Annotated in this window: 15 protein-coding genes; 2 read left to right on the plus strand and 13 right to left on the minus strand. The window is 68.0% G+C overall.

Annotated elements, in window-relative coordinates; genetic code table 11:
* Positions 1-43: 43 nt before the first annotated feature.
* Positions 44-1,081 (minus strand): ParB/RepB/Spo0J family partition protein, encoded by a 1,038-nt coding sequence (locus tag EAS64_RS30180; RefSeq protein ID WP_145858558.1) that lies wholly within the window; start codon positions 1,079-1,081, stop codon positions 44-46.
* Between the two features lie 196 nt (positions 1,082-1,277).
* Entirely contained in the window at positions 1,278-2,348 is a 1,071-nt protein-coding gene (locus EAS64_RS30185) for a threonine aldolase family protein (protein WP_145858560.1), read from the minus strand.
* Positions 2,349-2,464: 116 nt separating this feature from the next.
* On the opposite strand from EAS64_RS30185, the gene EAS64_RS30190 reads away from it, so the two are divergent.
* Complete coding sequence (locus tag EAS64_RS30190; RefSeq protein WP_145858562.1) at positions 2,465-3,103, plus strand: GNAT family N-acetyltransferase; 639 nt, start codon at positions 2,465-2,467, stop codon at positions 3,101-3,103.
* Between the two features lie 35 nt (positions 3,104-3,138).
* Here EAS64_RS30190 and EAS64_RS30195 read toward each other — a convergent pair whose 3' ends face one another.
* The 8 genes from EAS64_RS30195 to EAS64_RS30225 all read right to left on the minus strand — a co-directional run bounded on the left by EAS64_RS30195 (position 3,139) and on the right by EAS64_RS30225 (position 13,374).
* Positions 3,139-3,936, minus strand: coding sequence for a maleylpyruvate isomerase family mycothiol-dependent enzyme (locus EAS64_RS30195; protein ID WP_145858563.1), 798 nt, complete (start codon positions 3,934-3,936; stop codon positions 3,139-3,141).
* Positions 3,937-4,052: 116 nt separating this feature from the next.
* A complete protein-coding gene (gene trxA, locus EAS64_RS30200; RefSeq protein ID WP_145858565.1) occupies positions 4,053-4,376 on the minus strand; it encodes a thioredoxin in 324 nt (107 codons plus the stop codon).
* Between the two features lie 40 nt (positions 4,377-4,416).
* Complete coding sequence (gene trxB / locus EAS64_RS30205; RefSeq protein WP_145858567.1) at positions 4,417-5,358, minus strand: thioredoxin-disulfide reductase; 942 nt, start codon at positions 5,356-5,358, stop codon at positions 4,417-4,419.
* A gap of 64 nt (positions 5,359-5,422) precedes the next feature.
* Positions 5,423-6,349 (minus strand): RsmA family anti-sigma factor, encoded by a 927-nt coding sequence (locus EAS64_RS30210; RefSeq protein ID WP_145858569.1) that lies wholly within the window; start codon positions 6,347-6,349, stop codon positions 5,423-5,425.
* Positions 6,346-6,978: an RNA polymerase sigma factor SigM gene (sigM, locus tag EAS64_RS30215; protein ID WP_145858570.1), complete on the minus strand. Its 633-nt coding sequence runs from the start codon at positions 6,976-6,978 to the stop codon at positions 6,346-6,348. The genes EAS64_RS30210 and sigM overlap by 4 nt, the downstream gene beginning before the upstream one ends.
* A gap of 18 nt (positions 6,979-6,996) precedes the next feature.
* A complete protein-coding gene (locus EAS64_RS43940; protein WP_187366279.1) occupies positions 6,997-8,670 on the minus strand; it encodes a protein kinase family protein in 1,674 nt (557 codons plus the stop codon).
* Positions 8,671-8,932: 262 nt separating this feature from the next.
* The gene (murJ, locus tag EAS64_RS30220) at positions 8,933-11,179 is read right to left on the minus strand and encodes a murein biosynthesis integral membrane protein MurJ (protein WP_145858572.1); all 2,247 of its coding nucleotides are present in this window, start codon (positions 11,177-11,179) and stop codon (positions 8,933-8,935) included.
* Positions 11,176-13,374: a DUF6049 family protein gene (locus EAS64_RS30225; RefSeq protein ID WP_145858574.1), complete on the minus strand. Its 2,199-nt coding sequence runs from the start codon at positions 13,372-13,374 to the stop codon at positions 11,176-11,178. The genes murJ and EAS64_RS30225 overlap by 4 nt, the downstream gene beginning before the upstream one ends.
* A 51-nt stretch (positions 13,375-13,425) precedes the next feature.
* Here EAS64_RS30225 and EAS64_RS30230 point away from each other — a divergent pair, with 51 nt between their 5' ends.
* On the plus strand, positions 13,426-14,916 hold the full coding sequence (locus EAS64_RS30230; protein ID WP_145858576.1) for a CCA tRNA nucleotidyltransferase: 1,491 nt from the start codon (positions 13,426-13,428) through the stop codon (positions 14,914-14,916).
* Here EAS64_RS30230 and EAS64_RS30235 read toward each other — a convergent pair.
* The 3 genes from EAS64_RS30235 to EAS64_RS30245 all read right to left on the minus strand — a co-directional run bounded on the left by EAS64_RS30235 (position 14,852) and on the right by EAS64_RS30245 (position 18,155).
* Positions 14,852-16,264: an MFS transporter gene (locus EAS64_RS30235; protein WP_145858578.1), complete on the minus strand. Its 1,413-nt coding sequence runs from the start codon at positions 16,262-16,264 to the stop codon at positions 14,852-14,854. The two genes, EAS64_RS30230 and EAS64_RS30235, sit on opposite strands and share 65 nt — an antisense overlap.
* Before the next feature lie 137 nt (positions 16,265-16,401).
* A complete protein-coding gene (locus tag EAS64_RS30240; protein WP_145858579.1) occupies positions 16,402-17,496 on the minus strand; it encodes an inositol-3-phosphate synthase in 1,095 nt (364 codons plus the stop codon).
* Entirely contained in the window at positions 17,496-18,155 is a 660-nt protein-coding gene (locus EAS64_RS30245) for a PadR family transcriptional regulator (RefSeq protein ID WP_187366280.1), read from the minus strand. The genes EAS64_RS30240 and EAS64_RS30245 overlap by 1 nt, the downstream gene beginning before the upstream one ends.
* Between the last annotated feature and the right edge of the window lie 122 nt (positions 18,156-18,277).

Here is an 18,277-nt window from a genome sequence, read left to right on the forward strand (position 1 = left end):
CCCGAGCGGAGTGAGTCCTGAGCGGAGTCAGTCCTGAGCGGAGTCAGTCCTGCGCGGGGCCGGGACGAGTGGCGGCCTCGGGTGACATCGCCTTGACGATGCGCTCCAGGTCGTCGATCGTCGCGAATTCAACGGTGATCTTGCCCTTGTTCCGTCCCATCTCCACCTTGACCCGGGTCTCGAAGATGTCGGAGAGCCGGTCGGACAGGTGACGCAGGGCGGGCGCGACCGGCTTGGCTGATACCTGCCTGCGGGACTGCTTCACCGGGTTGTCGTCGCCGATGGCGACGATTTCTTCGACGGAGCGGACCGAGAGTCCCTCTGCCACGATCCGCTGGGCCAGCCGCTCCTGTGCCTGCGGATCGTCGAGGGAGAGCAGCGCCCTGGCGTGACCCGCGCTAATCACCCCGGCCGCGACTCGCTTCTGCACCCCTGGAGGCAGGTTCAGCAGCCGCAGCGTGTTGCTGATGTGCGGGCGGGAGCGGCCAATCTTCTGCGCGAGCTGCTCGTGTGTGGCGCCGAAGTCGTCAAGCAGCTGCTGGTAGGCCGCCGCCTCCTCCAGCGGATCGAGCTGCTGCCTGTGCAGGTTTTCCAGCAGGGCGTCGCGGAGCATGTCGGTGTCCGGCGTCTCGCGGACGATGGCGGGAATGTACTCGAGCCCGGCCCGCTGTGACGCGCGCCAGCGGCGCTCGCCCATGACAAGCTCGTAGTTTCCGTCCCCGATCTTCCGTACTACGACCGGCTGGAGTAGGCCGACCTCGGTGATGGAGGCGGAGAGCTCCTCGAGAGCCTCCTCGTCGAATGTCCGGCGCGGCTGACGAGGATTGGGCGTGATCGAGCCAACCGCGATTTCCTCGAAGTAGGCACCAGCCACCTGGCGCAGTCCGGCGTCAGCCGGGTCGTAGGTGCTTCCGGCCGCGTCGCTGACATACCCGTGGCCGATGACGCCCACCGCGTTCGCCGTCGTGCCTGACGGGCCAACCGAGCCCGGGGCCGCCGTGTCCGCCGCGCCGCCAGTCCGGGGTGCCTCCGGGATCAGTGCTCCGAGCCCCTTGCCGAGACCCCGCCGTTGCTGCGCCACTGCTTCTCCTGTGTAAGAGCCGGTTGTGCTGCGAAGACGGCACACGGATCGCCGAGGAGAACCGTGGCCGCCACACCAATCTAATGGCATCTGGCCGCGGATTCAGCGTGTTCGCTGTGCCTTGTTTCACGTGAAACAGACGGGACGGCCACCGTCCCGGTGCTCGTTTCACGTGAAACAAGGCGCGTTCCCGGCGCTATGCGCGGACCGATCCCACGAGCTCGGCGGCGGCGGCGATGTCGCCAAGGAACGCGTCGACGTCGCTTTCCTGCGTGTCAAAGGCGGTCATCCAGCGAACCACCGACGCGGACTCATCCCACACGTGGAAAATCCAGTCGCGCTGCAGTGCGGCGATGCGGGCGGGGTCGAGACGCGCGAAGACGGCGTCCGCCTGGACGGGGTACACGACGTCGACGCCGGGAATCGAAGCCAGGCCGCCGGCTAGCCGGTTGGCCATCGCGTTGGCATGCTCGGCATTGTGCCGCCACAGGTCGTCGGTGAGGAGAGCACTGAACTGCGCGCCGAGGAAGCGCATCTTGGACGAGAGCTGCATGTGCTGCTTGCGGAGATAGGGAGCGTTGGCCGCGTCGCCGGGCCGCATCACCACGACCGCTTCCACGCCCATTGCCCCGTTTTTGGTGCCGCCGAAGCTGAGCACGTCAGCGTTCTCCGCGATGTCCGCGAGCGTGCAGTCCAGATGAGCCGCCGCGTTGGCGAGTCGTGCGCCATCCAGGAAGACGCGCAGATTGTTGGCCGCACAGAACTCCTTGATAGCCCGGAGTTCGTCGAGCGAGTAACAAGTGCCGAATTCCGTCGACTGGGTGACGGCGACGGCGCCCGGCTGGGCGAAGTGCTCATCGCCGCGGCCCGCGAGCCGGGAGCCGATTAGTTCCGGAGTTATCTTCCCGTCTCGCGCGGGGACCGTGAGGAGCTTCGTCCCAAGGATCCGCTCCGCGGAGCCGCACTCGTCGGTGTTGATGTGCGCCGAGTCGGCGCAGATGACCGACTCGTGCCGGCCGAGCAGCAGGCCGAGCCCGAGCACGTTCGCGCCGCTGCCGTTGAGCACCAGGTACACCTCGCCCTGCGCCCCTGTGAGCCGGCGGATCTCGCTCACCGCATGGGCAGTCCACGGGTCGGCGCCGTACGCGATGGCATCGCCGGTGTTCGCCTCGACGATGGCGCGCATGACGGTCGGGTGGGTCCCCGCGTGGTTGTCGCTGCCGAAGCTCTTGCGCGGCGCGTCCGGCGAATGGGTCGCCCCGGTCATCGGGTCCTCCAAGTAAAGATTTCTAGATCACGGGTCACAGCATTCCCTGCCGTCGGCGGGGTACCATGCCAAAATAGTGGCTAGTTCACGCTGACCTGATCGGGGAACGCATCGGGATGTCACGCCGACTTGTCAACATTACGCTGGATAATCTCGGCGACCTTCCGCCGAGCTGCCGTTCCTGCGTTTTCTGGGAACTCGATCCGGTGAGCAAGGTCCGCGCCGAGGCGAATGACCCGGCGCTGGAAAAGGAGTCGTGGATCTCCTCGGTGCTCCTTGAGTGGGGCAGCTGCGGGAAGATCCTCTACGTCGACGGCGTGCCCGCTGCCTATGTGCTCTTCGCACCGCCGCAATACGTGCCGCGCTCGGTCGCCTTCCCGACTAGCCCGGTAAGCGCCGACGCGGTGCTCCTGATGACGGCCCGGGTGCTCAGCGAGTTCTCCGGTGGCGGCCTCGGGCGCATGCTCATCCAGGGAATGGCGAAAGACCTGACGCGCCGCGGCGTGCGAGCGATCGAGGCCTTCGGGAACAAGGAGTGGACCGCGCCCGCCTGCGTGCTGCCGGTCGACTATCTGCTCGCTGTCGGCTTCAAGACCGTCCGGCCGCACCACAGGCACCCGCGGCTGCGGATGGAACTCCGCTCGACGCTCAGCTGGCGGGAGGACGTGGAAGTCGCGCTGGAGAGGCTGCTCGGGTCGATGACTCCCGAGCGCGTTCTCCGCCCGGCGCCCGCCGTGGTCAGCAGCCGGATCTAGAGCCTCTGCACGCGGTCCGGTGCAGACGTTCTGTGCTACTGGGTCGCCGTGGTGACGCAGGCGCGGAACTCCGCCAGGGCGTCGCCGTTACCGTCGATCTTCACCCGGCTCGGCATTCCCGGTGTCTCCCGGTTCCACGACCAGCGCAGGACGTCCGTCGGGGTGCCGCTCACCGTGACGTCGGCTGCGCTGTCGTCGCTGATCTTCTCGTCCGGGCCGCCCTCGACAGTGAACTGGCCGGGGGCGGTTTTCACGAGCCAGGAGACGCTCGGGCTGTCGGTGGTGACATCGGCCCTGATGAGATAGCTGCGGCCGGGAGAGTCCTGGAGCGCTTCCGTGAAGTACTTGGGCCACTCACGCACGTCGAACGCGACGAAGACCTTAAGCAGTTCATCGATGCCGTCGATGGCGAGGTCGTCGGCGACCGGCGTGACCTGCTCCCTGACGCCCAGCTCGGCGTCGATCCGGTGGATGACCGTCTCCTGCGCCATCCGGCGGATCCAGAACCCCACTGTCTGGTCTGGCCCGTACCAGGTCCACATGGGGTCCGACGGATTGCGCGCGGCGAATTCCGCAAGCAGCTGCCGGTAGGCGTCGTCGATCAGGGTGAGGGCCGGATAGCTGTCATCGAATGACGGCGGCCACGGCTTGGGGTCCGCCCCCTCGCGCATGGTGGCGGCCTTGTGCAGGTAGACCATCCCCACGTGCCAGGTCAGGTCGTCGACGGTCCAGTCGGGGCAGCTGGGCACCCGGGATTCGAGGTGCCCGGGCACAATCTCCCGCATTCGCCGGTAGTCCGACTCAAGGCACTCAAGGAGCCGCGCGTTTTCCATGCGAGAAGTCAATCACGCCCTCCCGCAGTAGTACAGGATTTCGATAAAGGAAACGGGGGGCCGGGGGATGATTCCCCCGGCCCCCCGTTTTGCCTGCGGGAGCAGTGGCAGTGAGCTCAGATGAATTCGGCCAGGTCCTTGAGCAGCGCGGCCTTCGGCTTGGCGCCCTTGATCTGCTTCACGACCTCGCCGTTCTGGAACACGTTGAGCGTCGGGATCGCGAGGATCTGGTACCGCTGCGCGATGGCCGGGTTCTCGTCGACGTTGAGCTTCACGACGTCGATCTTCTCGCCGTACTCGGAAGCGATCTCCTCGAGAACCGGGGCGATCATCCGGCACGGTCCGCACCACTCGGCCCAGTAATCGACGATGACGGGCTTGCTGCTCTTCAGGACCTCTGCCTCGAAGGTCGCGTCGGTGACGGCCTTGGTCGCACCCATTGTGATCACCCTTTCGTGTCTGGATGAGAAGGTTCGCTGATTACGCGTGCGCGTGCTGGCGCTCGGCCAGCCAGCGCTCCGCGTCGATCGCGGCCGAGCAACCGCTGCCCGCCGCGGTGATGGCCTGCCGGTACACGTGGTCAACCACGTCGCCGCAGGCGAAGACCCCGTCGATGGCGGTTCTGGTGGACCGGCCCTCGACCTCCAGGTAGCCGTCGGGGTTGGTGGCGAGCTGCCCGGCGAACAGCTCGCTGCGCGGCGAATGGCCGATCGCGATGAACACGCCGCCGACCGGAAGCACGGTCTCCTCGCCGCTGTGCACGTTGCGCACCCGCAGCCCGCAGACCTTCCCGTCGCCCTCCATGGAGACGACGTCGCTGTCCCACTGGAACTTGATCTTCGGGTTGGCGAACGCGCGCTCCTGCATGATCTTGGAGGCGCGCAGCGTGTCGCGCCGGTGCACGAGCGTCACCGACTTGCCGAACCTGGTGAGGAACAACGCCTCCTCCAGGGCCGAGTCACCGCCGCCGATTACCGCGATGTCCTGCTCACGGAAGAAGAAGCCGTCACAGGTCGCGCACCAGGAGACGCCGTGTCCCGACAGCGTCTTCTCACCGGGAACCCCGAGCTCCTTGTACCTGGAGCCGGTAGCGATGATCACGGCATTGGCCAGGTAGGTGTCGGTCTCGGTCTTCACGACCTTCGGCGAGACGGTCAGGTCAACCTCGACAACGTCGTCGGAAACCAGCTCGGCGCCGAATCGCTCCGCCTGCTTGCGCAGCGAGTCCATCAGCTCCGGGCCCATGATCCCGTCCGGGAAGCCGGGGAAGTTCTCCACATCGGTGGTCTGCATCAGCGCGCCGCCCGCGGTCACGGACCCCTCGAAGAGCAGCGGCTGGAGCTTGGCCCGAGCCGAATAGATGGCGGCGGTGTAACCCGCCGGGCCAGAGCCGATAATGATGACATCGCGTACGTCGGTCACTTAGCCGAGCCTCCTCAAGAATGCTTACTCGCTAACCGATCCTAGGGCGCGAAGATTCCCGGGTTCAGCCCGCCAGCGATGCCGATGCGATCAGGTCTAGGTGCTGCGCCGTGCAGTCCAGTCCCACCACCCACACGTGTGTCGAAGTGGCAATCACGTAGGCAGGCGTTCCCTGATAGGTGGCCAGGTCGATGAGGCGAGGTGCCGCCCCTCCGGTGAAATGCGCCACGCAGCTATGCAGGCTCGGCGGGAGGGCGGCCAGGCTGTAGAACTGGCCGGCGGGGGCCGTGCTGGCGGGGGCGGCCGTGATGGTAGCCGGCGCCGATGCCGACGCTGCACTAGAGCTCGGTGTAGTCGCCGACGGGACCGCCGCTGGAACCGATGCCCTCTTTGCTGCCGCTATCACGGTCTGTACCTGTTCAGCGAGAGTCGCTTGCCGGTAATCCGTACCGCTCTGGATGAGTGCGAAGCCTGCCGTAGAGGCCGCGCTACCCTCGGCTGCCCGACCCGACGAGGCGCTGTACTGGGGTCCCCCCACGGCCCCCGCCGCCGCGCTCGACGCTGCCGACGGCGCGGATGCCGCGGACGAGCTTGATGACTGGCCCCCAGCGAGGGATATGGCGTAACCGAGTCCTGAGAACAGCAGGATGGCGACCAGTGGCCCGGCGACCATGGCCGGCCGGATCCGGTCGAACCGCCCGACCCGGTAGACGCCGCGCCTCACGCGTGCCCGCGCCGGTGCGGGACGAAGGATCCGGGGACCATCGGGCTCTGGCGCGCGAGCGGGTGAGCCCTCGCCGCGTGCCGCCGACTCCGCCGCGAGCGCCGCGATGATCCGGGACTCGATGGCGCCGGGCAGGACGGGGGCGGACACGGTCGCGAGGAACGCGGCGACCTCAGCCAGCCGCACGTCGGTTTCCTCGTCCAGCTCTTCCGCGTCCAGTTCCGCGTCCTCCGGATCTTCCCATCCGGGCGGCCATTCCCTGCTCATGCGCCTCCTCCCTGCTCAGATGAGACGCCGTCGGCGACCGGTCGGTTCCCCTTCCCGGGATAATTGGCGCGCAAATGCGAAAGGTAGGGCACTAGTTTCATCCTGCCCCGTGCGCACCTACTCTTCACTGTGCCCTCGGAGACCCCGAGAATCACGGCCGCATCGGAAACCTGGTAGCCGAGCATGTCCACCAGGACCAGCGCGGCGCGCTGCGGCGGCGGCAGCATGTGCAGGGCCGCGTCCACGTCGAGGCGGGAGTCCGTGTACGCGGCGCTGTCCACGCCGTGCCGCGCCTCGGGGACAGGCAGTTCGTCGGGGTCGCCCGACCAGGTCGTCGTGCGCGACCCGCGGCGCCGCAGCAGGTCGAGCGAGGCGTTGACCACGATCCGGTGCAGCCAGGTGGTCACCGCGGAGTCGCCGCGGAAGTCGCCGGCCCGCCGGAACGCCGCGATCATCGCGTCCTGGAGCGCGTCCGCCGCGTCGTCGGGATCGCAGGTGATGCGCAGCGCCACGGCCCAGAGCCGGTCCTTGTGCCGCTTAAATAGCTGCCCGAAGGCGTCGGCATTGCCCTCCACGTGCCGCCGGAGCAGCACTCCGTCTGTAGGCTCGCCGGGAGCCAGGCCCGACATCGGCGATCCCCGCCCCCGTCAGGAGGATCCGGAGGCGGCGCTGCCGCGCACCACGACGTTGTAAATGGAGGCCTGGTAATACGTGTGCCCTGGTTTGGCACCAGAGGGCGTCTTCGGCAGCTTGGGCAGGCTTGTGAGCCAGATCAGCACGTAACGGCCGGTGGCCGGGCTGCTGACGGGGAAGTCGTGCTTGCCTGTCGCTGAGGCGGACGGCGACACTCGCGTGAAGTTGCTCAGCGCGCCCTTCGACATGGCAGCGGAGTTGCCGAGGTAGATCTCGGCCGTCGTGGCGCCGTCCGTGCCGAACAGCACCTCGACCTGGCTGAGCCGCACCTGCTTGCCCATGTCGATGAGCAGCCCGGTTCCCGTTTTGATTCCGCCGAACTTCGGGTTGTCGAGGTAATAGGACGTCGCCCAGGCGGTCGAGAGGCTGCCGTCGATCGCCTGCTGTGCCGTGGAGCCGTCCTCGTTGTCCGTGCCGAGGATGTTGAACGTGCTCACCCCGGTCGGCGTGAGCACCGTGCTCCCCGCCGCGGCGGGTGCCGAAGTGGACGGGTGCGAGCCACCGCCCGCCGACGGCGTCCCGGACTTGCGGAAACCGATTGCCCACACCGTTGCCCCGATCACGGCGAGCACGAGCACTATGACGACCGCGAGCATGACCCGGCTTGGGCCGCCGCGCTCGCGGCCCTGGAAGTCGGCCGCGGGCCGCTGCGCCCCGGTGTACTGCGCGCCTCCGCCGTAGGCCGCCATCGGGAACGCGCTGGACGGCGGCGGATACGGGGCGGTGCCGCCGTGCCCGCGGTCTGTCTGCCAGGTGTCGGGGTTGTTCGGGTCCGCGTAGCCGTAGCCCTCATAGCCGCGCCGGTCCTGGTACCCAGGAGGTGCGGCTGGTGCGGGCTCGGGGAGCGGCGGCGGCGGTGCCACCATGGCGAGGGCGTCCGCGAAATCGCCTGGCGACTGGATCGGCGGGCCCTGCCTGGTGGGACGCTGCAGCAAGGCGCGGGTGATCACGCTGTCGAGTGGGGACGAGACGTCGGCGGAGACCTGGCGCGGCGTGCAGACCACGCCATCGGAAACGGGAGCGGCGGGCAGCCTGGTCGGCTCTTCCCCCGGCCAGTAGCCGGTGAGCGCCGCGTAGAGCAGCGCGGCAAGGGCTGTCGTGTCCGCGACCGACGGGTCGTGGGCCGCGGGACCGGTCAGGCCATCGCCGGCCAGCGCGGCGTCGATGCCAAGCCCGGTGATCTTGACGCCACTGCCGCGGGTCCAGCGGACGGCGTCCGGTGTCAGCCGCAGGTGGGCCTGGCCGACGGCATGGGCGCCGGCGATGGCCCGGGACGCGTCACTGATCAGCGAGCAGGCGCGGGCCGGCTCGAGCGTCCCGCCGTCGAGCATGTCGCCGAGTGAGTCGCCGCCCACCCATTCGAGCACTATGTAGGCCTGGCCGCCGCCGTCCTCGACGTCGAAGACCTGGGCCATGCGCGGGTCCGTCAGCCTGCTCGCCGCGCGGGCGGCGGTGACGACCTGCGAGATCCTGGGGAAGCCCTGCGCGAACGTGAGAACCGAGACCGGACGCGCCAGCGTCTCGTCGATGGCCTTCCACTGGGTCCAGCCATTGCCCGCCGACACCTGGTCGACGAGCCTGTAGCGTCCGGCGAGCCGGGTGCCTGGTTCAGAGATGTACGTGCTCATACGTCGCGTCAAGAGCGGAGCCGGCTCTCGGCCTCCTTCCAGCCCCGGGAAATACCACGGTCACCGTCCCATGGTAATGTGCGCCACTCGTGGTAACCCGGCGACCGGCGCAAGGCGCTCCACAGGCCGCCCTAACGTTATATGCGACTACTGCCAATGTCGCATACCCGGACACGCCGTGCACGCGCGGGTTCGGCCGTGTACCCCAGATGTTCGGCAACCGGTCACCGCCCCGTCATCGCAACTCGCGTCATCCCGTTGCCTACCCGAATCTGCCGAGAACGGTCCGCATCAGAGTGCGGTATTCCTCGATGCCGAAAATCCGGCAGCAGAGCGCGTAGAGCAGCAACGCCCCGCCGCCTCCAACTACCGTGACCACCAGGCCGTAAACGGCTCCCTGGTGCAAGAACGAGCCCACCACCGCCATGACTACGAAGGCGAACAGCAGGCCGGGCAGGGTGGCGAGGAGCATGCGGACAAGCGACCTGGTGATCCGCCAGCCGTCGAGCGAGCCCACCCGTCGCAGCAGCAGCGGCCAGGCGATGATCGCGCCGGCCAGCGTCATGATGTCAAAGGCGAAGGCGAGCCCGATCACGATGTGCGGGGGCGACAGCGCCACCCGCGCCACCATGTAGCCGATCACGCCGACCACGAGCATGAGCATGCCGATGACGGCAGGGGTCTTGCTCTCGTGGAACGAGTAGAACACCCGCAGCTGCAGCTGCGTCAGCATGAACGGCAGCAGGCCGAGGCAGAACGCGCCGAACACTTCGCCGATGTACCTGGCATCCTGCACACTGGTCTGCTGCCCATGGGCGAACAGGAACTCGCACAACGGCGAGCCGAGCACCGCGAGGAACACCGCGGCCGGCACCACGATCACCGACGCCAGCCGCACGCCCTTGGAGAAGTCTTCGCGGACCAGGGAGTACCGCCGGTCATTGGCATGACCGCTCATCCGCGGCAGCAGCGCGCTGATGACGGAGATGCCAACGATGGCGTACGGCAGCTGGAACAGCTGATACGCGTTGGCATAGGCGGAGATTCCGTTGCTGGCGGGCGCGGAGTTCGCCACCCGTGTCACCACCAGGTTGCCGAGCCACTGGGTGAACACGTAGCCGAACATCCAGCCCGACATCCGCCCGATCTCGCCGATCTCGGCCCGCCGGAAGTCGAAGACCAGTCGCATGCTGAACCCGGCGCGCCACATCACCGGGAACAGCGCGATCGACTGGATCACGATGCCGAGCGTGGTGCCGATACCAAGCAGGGCGACGCCGTAGCTGGAGATGGTGGCGGAACTGGCGCCCGGCCTCCCGACGGTCACGATGAAGATGAGGACGACGAGGATCACCACGACGTTGTTGATGACCGGCGTCCACATGTTGGCGCCGAACCGGCCGCGCACGTTGAGGATGGCGCCGAGCAGCGAGTCCATCCCGTAGAAGAAGATCTGCGCGATGAAGAAGTAGGCGAACACCACCGTGAGGTGATATTCGTTCGGCCGCGACAGGTTGCCGCCATAGAGGCTGGCGATCGGCTGGGCGAACAGGGTGGCGACGACGGTCACCAGCAGCAGGCAGATCACGCCGAATGAGTAGATCCGCCGCGCGTACCCCTCGCCCCGGTCCGGGTCCTCCTTGGCGGCGCGGACCAGCATGGGCACCACGACCGAGGTGAAGACGCCGCCGAGCATCAGGTAGTAGATGGTGTTCGGCAGCGTGTTGGCCGTGTTGTAGGCGTTGGCGGTGGTACCCAAGCCGAGCGCGTACAGGAGCACGAATGTGCGCAGGAACCCGGTCCCTCTGGACACCACCGTGCCGAGCGCCATCGCCTTGCTCGACCTGGCGAGGTTCGGTGAAGTGTCCGCGGCTCGCTGCGGCCCGGTCGAGGGCAGGCCGGTATCCGGCTCGAGGACTCTGGTCCTGTTGTCCTGGTCGGCCTGCGGCGCGTCGCGGTCGGCCGGCACGAACCGCGGCGCCGGCCGGGGCGGCGCCCCGGGGAAGTCGAATGGCTGGAACGACGGCTGCGGGTAGCCGGCGGGCACCGGGGGCAGGAACGCCGTCGGCGCCGGCGAGGGCCGCTCGCGGCCGCCCGCTGGCGGCACGTAGTCCTCGCGTGGCGTGAAGCTCGGCCGCGGACTGCCGCCCCTGCCACGGCCGTGCCGTGGTCCCTGCCGGTCGCCTTCCGATGGCTGGCGCGGGGTAAACGAAGGCCCCTGCGCTGCGCCCCGTGGCGGCGGCGGTGGCGGCGGGTACGGCTGCTGTCCGCCCGGCGGGAATCCCGGCGGCGGGGGCCTGAAGGACGGCTGCTGCGGTGGCGGCGCCACGTCGTATGGCTGCGCGCCGTGCGGCGGCGGCGCGTCGTATGGCTGCTGCTGGGCTGGCGGCGGCGGCGGTGGCGGCGGGTAGGGCTGCTCCCGCGGCGTGAAGCGAGGCTGACCCGATTCCTGCGGGTCATTGTCATCGGGGAATGGCGGCCCGCCGGCGGGCCTCGTCGGCCTGGTCATCCGGCGCCTCCAGCATTGGCGGTATCGTCAGGGCTGCCACGGTGTCCGCCGGCGGCGTTCCGCTTCCTGCGCAACCGGTACGCCGACGTAAGCACGAGAATCCCCAGTGCGGCGCCGATGATGATGAGCAGCGACCTGCCGAATCGCGTCACCTCGACGCTCAGTGGCCGTGCCGTCCCCAGTGGCGACCCGTTCTGTGTCACCAACTGTAGCTGCACTGTGGTAGTTCCTATGGTGCCGGAATGCAACGCAAGCCGGACAGTGCCCGTCTGGTGCGGCGGCACGTTGAGGGGCTTCGACAAGGAGCCCACCTCGAGCTGGCTGCCCTCCGGCGCCGTCGCCACCACCCGGACCTGAACCGGCCAGGTGAGGCCGTTGAGCACAGACACCGGTGCTTCGCCAGTTGTCCCGGCAAGCAGGACCTTCTGGCTCGTGATGATCTTGACCTTGTTTTCCGAGTCAGCGAGGTAGCCGGACAGCATCGTCGTCGCCAGCGCCCCGGCCGGCTCGCCCGCGCCGCGCCATGCCGAAGACGCGGTCGCGGCCACCGCCGCCGCGAGACGGTTCGTCATCGGGACGGTCGGCTGGTAGAGAAGGTTCTTGAACAGCGAGGCGCTGTTGCCGACCGTCCGGACCTGGTCCAGGTAGGAAGCGGACAACTCGGCCCCGCTGACCTGCTTCGCCTTCAGCGGCCTGGACGGCACGTGCGCCGCCTGGCCGGCGAGCGCGTGCAGGGACACCGCGTGCAGCCACGGCTCCCGCGTGACGGAGAGCAGCCCGTTGGCCTCGGCCGGCGAGGGGTCCCAGCCGGCCGGCGGCGCGACGACCAGGGTACGCGCCAGGCTAGGACCCTCATTCATGATCATCGCGGTCTGCGCGAGGAAGTCCTGGATGAGGGCGAACTGCTTGGCCGCCGACGCCGACGACGAGGCGGTGCCGAGCAGGGTGGTCAGCCTCGAGTCGGCGAGCAGCACGGGGACCGACTTCCCGGTGTCGCTCGTCGTCCGGCTGAGCGCGTCGTCCCAGCCATCTGCCGATGGCCGCGCGTGTGCCTCGCCGCTTGCCAGCACCAGGGTGTTGATTCCCGCGTCGTTCGCGAGGCTGGTCAGCACGCCGCGGTCGGCCAGGCCGTCGGCCGGCGATGCTGCCCGCAGCACCGCCCCGTCGCCGGTGCCGGTTCCCTTCGGCCCGAACGTATGGGGCAGAATCTGGCCGGCCACGGTCCTTCCTACCTGGTAGGCGGACCTGATGTTCGCGTCCATGCCGGCATGGCTGAGCGCCGCGACGTCCACGTTGGCGTAGGAGGTTAGGAAGGCCGGCTGCCCCGCAGTGGTCCGCTGCAGCTGGAGGAGCCAGTCCGCGGCATCCTTGCTCGGCTTCTCAGCGGACCGCCCGGTGCAATCGGCACCGCCGAAGGTGTGGTAGCCCCTGGTCATCACCGACACGTCGGACAGCAGTGCCGGGTCAATGCTCCAGGTCAGGTTGTCTTTTTGCGCCCAGGCGGCGCCTGCGTCGAGCAGCGTGGAAAGCCGGCCGCCCGCGGAAACCGACCCGGCAAGCTCGGAGGTGGTGAGCGTGTTCAAGCACGCCCCCTGCTGCGGTGTGTCGGTGAGCGGCCAGATCCAGGCCACCTGAAGCCCAGCCGGCTGCTGCGTCTTGTCGCTTGGCCAGAAGGGCACAAAGGTGCGCGCGGTCTCGCGGTATCGTCCGTCCGCGGTGGCGGCCGAGACCCGGACGGGAAATACGCCGAAGTGGTCGTAGTAGACGCCAGCGTCGAATGAAACGGACCAAGAGACGGTAGCGCCGCTGGGAACCGAGGCGATCGTCTCAGGTAGTCCTGCCGCCTGGATGAGGTAGGGATAGGCATCGCTGTCGGCGAAGGCGGCCATCTCCGCCCGGGTATTGAACACCGACGTGCTGGTGTTCGCCTGCACGGTGACCCCGGAGACCGCCGAGCCGGTATGGTTGGCAAGCGTCCCGCGCAGCGTGACCGTGGAGTTCTGAGTCGCCGTCCGCGGGGTCATCCCGGTGATCGAAATCGCGAGGGTGTGCGAGGAAGCCGCAACCGTTCCGGATGATCGTTGTTCGACCTCCGCCGCTGCGGACGCACGCGCGGCGGGGACCGCAAGGACCGGGCCGACGGCGACAAGCAACACAGCGATCAGCGTGCCGAGGGCACGAACGACGGAGCGCACGGTTGGCATGTTATGACCGTTCGCCGGAAAGGAATGGGCTAGATACCCTCAATGCCCGTGTCAGATTCCACCTCCGTCGCCCAGAAGGCTACCTTGACCGCCGACCAGCGTAGGGCCGCCGCAGTCCTGCTGCGTGCCAATACCTCACCCACCGTGGCCGAACTTGGCGAGTTGTTCGCCGCGGCGGGCCACGAGCTGGCGCTCGTCGGCGGCCCGGTGCGGGACGTGTTCCTTCGCGGCACGCCACCCGACCTCGACCTGACCACCGACGCGGTGCCAGAGCGGGTGCTCGAGATCACTAAGGCCTGGGCGGACAAGACGTGGACGGTGGGCATCGAGTTCGGCACGATCGGCCTGCGCAAGCGGAACGAGATCTTCGAGATCACCACGTACCGGAGCGAGGCCTACGACCGCAACTCGCGCAAGCCGGAGGTGAAGTACGGCACATCGCTGGTGGCAGACCTGGAGCGGCGGGACTTCACGATCAACGCGATGGCCGCGCGGCTGCCCTCCTTCGAGCTTGTCGACCCGTTCGGCGGGCTCGCCGCGCTGAAGGAAAAGGTACTAAGGACGCCAGGTAGGCCAGAGGACTCCTTCTCCGACGATCCGCTGCGCATCCTGCGCGCGGCCCGGTTCGCCGCCAGGCTCGGCTTCACCGTGGCCGCGGACGTGCAGGCGGCGATGGGCGAGATGGCCTCGCGGCTGTCGATCGTGTCGGCGGAGCGGATCACCGATGAGCTGTCCAAGCTCATGCTGACGGCGACGCCTGAGGCGGGGATTGACCTGCTCGTGCGGACCGGAGTGGCCCAGACCGTGCTGCCTGAGCTGCCCGCGCTGCGCATGGAAGTCGACGAGCACCACCGGCACAAGGACGTCTACACGCACTCGCTGATCGTGCTGCGCCAGGCGATCGACCTGGAACCGCGCTACGGTCTCGGGCCCGATCTCGTGCTGCGGCTGGCGGCGCTCCTGCACGACATCGGCAAGCCGGCCACCCGGTCGCTGCTGCCGGGCGGCAAGGTGGCCTTCCACCACCACGAGGTGGTCGGTGCCAAGATTGCCCGCAAGCGGCTCACCGCGCTGCGGTTTCCCAACGAGGTCATCGATAACGTCTCCCGTCTCATCGAGCTGCACCTGCGCTTCCACGGGTACGGCGATGGCGACTGGAATGACTCAGCGGTCCGCCGCTACGTGCGGGATGCGGGGCCGCTGCTGACCCGGCTGCACGCGCTGACCAGGGCCGACTGCACCACGCGCAACGCGAGGAAGGCGGCGCGGCTCGCGGCGACCTACGACGCGCTCGAGGCGCGCATCGAGGTGCTGCGCGAGCAGGAGGAGCTGGACAAGATCCGGCCCGACCTCGACGGCGGGGAGATCATGCGGATCCTCGGGCTCAAGCCGGGCCCGCTGGTCGGCAAGGCGTGGAACTACCTGCTCGAACTCCGGCTCGAGCATGGTGAGCTCGGCACCGAGCGGGCTACCGCCGAGCTGCTTGCGTGGGCCGAGCGGGAGGGGATTGCGCCGCCCGCCCCTGAACGGTGAGCATCGCGTAAAGCGCCGCGGTCGCGACGTAAAGCGCGCCGACGACCAGCACGACGAGATACGACTTGCCCGTGCTCGGCAGGAACGGGATGGCGATCGCTGGCCCGAGGACGTAGGCCACGTTGAAGAGCATGTCGTAGAGCGAGAACACCCGGCCCATGTACGCGTCGTCGACCGTCTCCTGCACGGTGGTGTCCACGCAGATCTTCACGCACTGCGCGGACAGTCCGAGCATGAAGCCGAGGGCCAGGTACGTGTACTTGTTGAAGGTGGGGGCGAGCAGGATCGTGACGATCCCGCCGATGAGCAGCCACAGGGCGATCCACTGGTCCTTGGAGAGCCGTTTCACGCCCTGGGGCGTGATCACGGCGGCAAGGCCAAACCCGATCGCTGAGGTGATCACGAGCAGCGTGACGCTGCCAAGAGCCTTGTTGCCGTTGCCGCCATGGAAGAAGTAGTTGCGGTAAAGCAGCAGCGCCGCGACGAGCAGCGTGCCGTACAGTGCCCGCTGCATGGCGATCACGCCGAGCGCGTAGGACGCCCTCCGCTTCTCCGCGAGGTGCTTGAGTCCGCCTGCCAAGCCGGCCACCACGTCCTTGAGGTCGCTGCCGAGGGTGGCTGCCCGCATCTCTCGCTTGACGGACTTGTCGGGGCCGAGCAGGCCCCTGTCCATCCGGGTGCCGACTAGGCTTGCGGCGATATAGCAGAGTCCGGCGAACCAGAGGGTGGCCGCGGAACCCAGTAGGCCGCCGCCGGTGACGAGGTGGACGCCGAGGCCCACCACGCCGCCGACGAAGCCGATTATCGTGCCGGAGGTGGGGCCGACCGCGTTGGCCATGACCAGCTTGCCGGGCGGGACCACGTGCGGCGTGCCAGCGGAGACGGCGGACAGGAAGAACCGGTTCACGCCGAGCACGGCGAGTGCGCTGATGTAGAGCGGAACCCCGGTCTGCCCGCCGAGCACGACAAAGCCGGCGATGGCGACCATCGCGGCGCGGATCAGCGCGCCGTAGACGATGATCTGCCGCCGCGACCAGCGGTCGATGAACACGCCGGCGAAGGGACCGATCAGCGAATACGGCACGTAGAGCACGGTGAACGCGTAGACCGCCGCCGTCGGGCTCGGGAAGGACTGCGCGGAGAAGAAGGCGTAGGCGGCGAACCCGGCGTTGAAGACGCCGTCGCCGCCCTGGCTGACCAGGCGGGCGGCGAAGAGCTTGCGGAAGTCCCGTTCGGCGAGCACCGACTTGAGATCGGCCCAGAAGGAGGACCGCCGCGTGGTTTCCTGCGGTGTCTCCTGCGATCCCGCTTCCCCTGTTGCCGCGTTCTCGTTTCCCCGTGCGGACACGGGATCAGCTTATCCGGGCGGCCTCTCAGACCCTAGGAACGGTGATGGTGGATAGTTCTCCACATACGAGTGTGGAGAACTATCCACCATCATGGCGTGCGCCCGCCATCCGATGTCGCGGACTTAGCCGCAGGGAACTAGCGCTCGACCTCGCCCTTGATGAACTTCTCCACCAGGTCGCGGCAGGTGCTGTCGTCGAACTGCTCCGGCGGTGACTTCATGAAGTAGGAGCTCGCCGAGGTGATCGGGCCGCCGATGCCGCGGTCCTTGGCGATCTTGCAGGCGCGCAGCGCGTCGATGATGACGCCGGCCGAGTTCGGTGAGTCCCAGACCTCGAGCTTGTACTCCAGGTTCAGCGGGGTGTCGCCGAAGGACTTGCCCTCAAGGCGGACGTAGGCGAACTTGCGGTCGTCCAGCCACGGCACGTGGTCCGACGGGCCGATGTGCACGTCGGCCTTCGCCATCTCATGCGGGATCTGCGAGGTCACCGACTGGGTCTTGGAGATCTTCTTGGACTGCAGGCGCTTGCGCTCCAGCATGTTCATGAAGTCCATGTTCCCGCCGAAGTTGAGCTGGTAGGTGCGCAGCAGCTCAACGCCGCGGTCCTCGAACAGCTTGGCGAGCACGCGGTGCGTGATGGTCGCGCCGACCTGGGACTTGATGTCGTCGCCCACGATCGGGACGCCGGCCTCGGTGAACTTCGCGGCCCACACGGGGTCGGAGGCGATGAACACCGGCAGCGCGTTGACGAAGCCCACCTTGGCGTCGATGGCGCACTGGGCGTAGAAGCGGTCCGCCTCCTCGGAGCCGACGGGCAGGTAGCAGACGAGCACGTCGGCCTGGGCCTCGCGCAGCGCCGCGACCACGTCGACCGGCTGGTCGTCGGACTCGGTGATGATCTCCCGGTAGTACTCGCCGAGGCCATCGAGCGTGTGGCCGCGCTGGACGATCACGCCGGTCGGTGCCACGTCGGAGAACTTGATCGTGTTGTTCTCGCTGGCGAAGATCGCCTCGGCGATGTCGAGCCCGACCTTCTTGGCGTCCACGTCGAAGGCGGCGACCACCTCGACGTCTGACACGTGATAGTCGCCAAAGCGAACGTGCATGAGGCCCGGGACGCGGGCGTCATCGGCGGCGTCCTTGTAATATTCGAGACCCTGGATGAGCGAGCTCGCGCAGTTGCCCACCCCCACGATGGCAACGCGCACGGTTTTAGCAGGCACAGCACCCATCAGGATGACTCCTTCTCGCTTCTGCGATCTTTAGTTCCGGGATCTATGGAAATCGGGGCCGCTGGCGGGTAGGGTCCGCCCGCGGCACCGGTCGTTGCCTCCGACCGCCGCTCTTCGGCGATCAGCTCATTCAGCCAGCGGACATCGCGCTCCACGGCTTCGAGGCCGTGCCGCTGTAGTTCGAGCGTGTAGCTGTCAACGCGCTCGCGGGTGCGCGCGAGCGCCGCGCGCAGCCCTTCCACCCGGTCTTCGAGACGGCTCCGCCTGCCCTCGAGAATGCGCAGCCGGATGTCCGCCCTTGTCTGGCCGAAGAAGGCGAAGTGGACGCCGAACTCGTCGTCCTCCCACGCGGCGGGGCCCGAGTTGATGAGCAGGTCCTGGAACCGCTCCTTGCCCTCGGCGGTCAGCCGGTAGACGATCTTCGACCTGCCCGGTGCCCTGACCGGCCTGATGTCCGCACCGGGCTCGTCGCCTTCCTTGGCGATCAGGCCCTCGGCGTACAGCTTGGTCAGGCAGGGGTACAGGGTGCCGTATGAGAGCGCGCGGAACGTGCCGAGCAGCATGTTGAGCTGCTTGCTGAGCTCGTAGCCATGCATGGGCGTTCGGTGCAACAGCCCAAGGACGGCGAACTCAAGGACGGCAGTCCGGTTCCGGCCCACGGCATCTCCCCCGGTGGGTAGGCTTGTGTGTATCTAGACGATATCTCTTGCCGATATCTCGGTCCGATATATCGGCCCAACGATTCTCAGCATAGGCCACTGTTCCCCGGCAGGCAACCGGC

The organism is Trebonia kvetii, assembly GCF_007827045.1.
In the GTDB taxonomy this organism is placed as follows: domain Bacteria; phylum Actinomycetota; class Actinomycetes; order Streptosporangiales; family Streptosporangiaceae; genus Trebonia; species Trebonia kvetii.

What these genes read in the sequence shown, in the direction of transcription:
- EAS64_RS30185 (WP_145858560.1), bottom strand. Translation starts at nt 2,348, where the DNA reads ATGACCGGGGCGACCCATTCGCCGGACGCGCCGCGCAAGAGCTTCGGC.
- EAS64_RS30190 (WP_145858562.1), top strand. Translation starts at nt 2,465, where the DNA reads ATGTCACGCCGACTTGTCAACATTACGCTGGATAATCTCGGCGACCTT.
- EAS64_RS30195 (WP_145858563.1), bottom strand. Translation starts at nt 3,936, where the DNA reads ATGGAAAACGCGCGGCTCCTTGAGTGCCTTGAGTCGGACTACCGGCGA.
- trxA (WP_145858565.1), bottom strand. Translation starts at nt 4,376, where the DNA reads ATGGGTGCGACCAAGGCCGTCACCGACGCGACCTTCGAGGCAGAGGTC.
- EAS64_RS30210 (WP_145858569.1), bottom strand. Translation starts at nt 6,349, where the DNA reads ATGAGCAGGGAATGGCCGCCCGGATGGGAAGATCCGGAGGACGCGGAA.
- sigM (WP_145858570.1), bottom strand. Translation starts at nt 6,978, where the DNA reads ATGTCGGGCCTGGCTCCCGGCGAGCCTACAGACGGAGTGCTGCTCCGG.
- EAS64_RS43940 (WP_187366279.1), bottom strand. Translation starts at nt 8,670, where the DNA reads ATGAGCACGTACATCTCTGAACCAGGCACCCGGCTCGCCGGACGCTAC.
- murJ (WP_145858572.1), bottom strand. Translation starts at nt 11,179, where the DNA reads ATGACCAGGCCGACGAGGCCCGCCGGCGGGCCGCCATTCCCCGATGAC.
- EAS64_RS30230 (WP_145858576.1), top strand. Translation starts at nt 13,426, where the DNA reads ATGCCCGTGTCAGATTCCACCTCCGTCGCCCAGAAGGCTACCTTGACC.
- EAS64_RS30240 (WP_145858579.1), bottom strand. Translation starts at nt 17,496, where the DNA reads ATGGGTGCTGTGCCTGCTAAAACCGTGCGCGTTGCCATCGTGGGGGTG.